Source organism: Rhizobacter sp. P1_G5 (assembly GCF_056405435.1).
This window is the reverse complement of sequence record NZ_JBFUCB010000924.1, coordinates 1-1,687: the sequence shown is the minus strand read 5'-3', so window position 1 is coordinate 1,687 and position 1,687 is coordinate 1. Positions and strand designations below refer to the sequence as shown.

Genomic DNA, 1,687 nt, shown 5'->3' with positions numbered 1-1,687 from the left:
GCCGAGTACCGGCTGCTGCGCGTGTTCCTCGACCACCCGCAGCGGGTGCTGAGCCGCGACCAGCTGCTCAGCCTCACGCAGGGGCGCGAGGCCGAGCTGTTCGAGCGCTCGATCGACCTGCTGGTGAGCCGGCTGCGCCAGCGGCTGCGCGACGATGCGCGCGAGCCGCGCTACATCAAGACGGTGCGCAGCGAGGGCTACGTCTTCGCGTCGGCGGTCGAGTCGCGCGACTGACGCCGCACCGAGATGCAGTGGCAGCCGACCGGCTGGCGGATCTCGTGCGAGATGCCGCCGGCCAGGAACAGCAACGCAAGCCACCACCTGTTCATCGCGCCGGTGCCGGCGTTTCGGCCAGCAGCGCCTTGATCCTGCCTTCGGTCTCGCCATAGCGGCCTTCGCCGAAGTGCGTGTAGACGATGCGGCCCTGCTTGTCGATCAGGTAGAGCGCCGGCCAGAACTGGTTGCCGAACGCGCGCCAGGTGGCGTAGTCATTGTCCTGGGCGACGGCGTGCGTGATCTGCAGCTTGCGGATCGCTTCCTGTACGTTCGGCGTCGACTTCTCGAAGGCGTACTCCGGCGTGTGCACGCCGACGACGACCAGCCCCTGGTCCTTGTACTTCGCGTGCCATTCCTTCACGTACGGCAGCTGGTTCAGGCAGTTGCTGCAGGTGTAGGTCCAGAAGTCGACCAGCACCACCTTGCCGCGCAAGCCCTGCATCGCAAGCGGCGGCGAGTTCTGCCAGGTGGCGATGCCCTGGAAATCGGGCGCCGCCACCGGGTGGGCGGCGGGCGTGCCGATGGCCGGCGGTGCCGCCAGCGTAACGAGAACCACCGTCGCGGCGATGGCCACGGCGGCGAGGAGGGTGCTGGATCGGAGCTTCATGGCGGTGGTGCGGAGTGGCAGGTGCGCGGATTCTTGGTCGCGCACCGCCACCACCGCGGTTTCTTCGTAGGCCTGTGTGTCGGCCCGGCATGCCGACACATTACGTTTYACGGGAATGACCGCGCGGCGCTCAGGGTTCGGTCACGCTGGCGAGAGTGCGCACGCCCCTGACCGTGCCGTCGACATCGATGAACTTGTACTGGATCGGCCCGTAGCCGGGCGCGGCCCACACCACGGTCGTCCCGAAGGATGGCTGGGCATCGTTGACGACCTTGAAGCGGCAGGCGTTTGGAAAGCTGCGGCCGGCCATCGTCAGTGTCTCGTGGCCTTCGAAGGTCCACGTCTCTTGCTCGGCTTCGGCCAGGAAGCCGCCGTTCGTGAAGTAGTTGTTGTCGGTGTAGTGGATCGTCACCGTCTGCGTGGGGGCCAGCGTCTTCGGCACCAGGAAGCCGGTGTAGACCGACTTCGTGGCCTGCACGCTCTCGGGTGTGTAGTCGTAGTCGCCCCAGAAGCGCACGCCGTCCGCCTCGACCGAAAAGTACAGCGCGGCGGCGCGCAAGGTGCCTTCGACGTCGAAGTACTCGATCTGCACCGGGTGGACGGCACCGTCGAACTTTTCCTGCGTGTAGAGGGCCGACTTCGCGATGTAGGTCTTGTCCGGATCAGAGATCGTGTAGCGCAGGCCGGGCTTGACCGTGAAGCAGTCGCTGAGGTCGGGCAGCGTCTCGACCGGAGGGTCGACTGCGAGCGGGCAATCGTCACCGCCGCCACCGCAGGCGGCAAGCGTGGCACACAGGCCGGCGA

The 1,687-nt window shown here is 67.1% G+C and carries 4 protein-coding genes; 1 reads left to right on the top strand and 3 read right to left on the bottom strand.

Annotated elements, in window-relative coordinates; translation table 11 throughout:
- A partial coding sequence (locus AC1D12_RS32800; protein WP_477845301.1) for a winged helix-turn-helix domain-containing protein occupies positions 1-234 on the top strand: 234 nt, incomplete at its 5' end.
- Here AC1D12_RS32800 and AC1D12_RS32795 read toward each other — a convergent pair.
- The 3 genes from AC1D12_RS32795 to AC1D12_RS32785 form a co-directional block, all read right to left on the bottom strand.
- Positions 198-329 (bottom strand): hypothetical protein, encoded by a 132-nt coding sequence (locus AC1D12_RS32795; protein WP_465110854.1) that lies wholly within the window; start codon positions 327-329, stop codon positions 198-200. The genes AC1D12_RS32800 and AC1D12_RS32795 overlap by 37 nt on opposite strands.
- Positions 326-883, bottom strand: a complete 558-nt coding sequence (locus AC1D12_RS32790; protein ID WP_047500972.1) for a thioredoxin family protein — start codon at positions 881-883, stop codon at positions 326-328. The genes AC1D12_RS32795 and AC1D12_RS32790 overlap by 4 nt, the downstream gene beginning before the upstream one ends.
- A gap of 130 nt (positions 884-1,013) precedes the next feature.
- Positions 1,014-1,687, bottom strand: a 674-nt coding sequence (locus AC1D12_RS32785; protein WP_477845300.1) for a hypothetical protein, incomplete at its 5' end; no start/stop codon positions are given.

Coding starts and splice junctions, on each gene's coding strand:
- AC1D12_RS32795 (WP_465110854.1), bottom strand. CDS start 329: ATGAACAGGTGGTGGCTTGCGTTGCTGTTCCTGGCCGGCGGCATCTCG.
- AC1D12_RS32790 (WP_047500972.1), bottom strand. CDS start 883: ATGAAGCTCCGATCCAGCACCCTCCTCGCCGCCGTGGCCATCGCCGCG.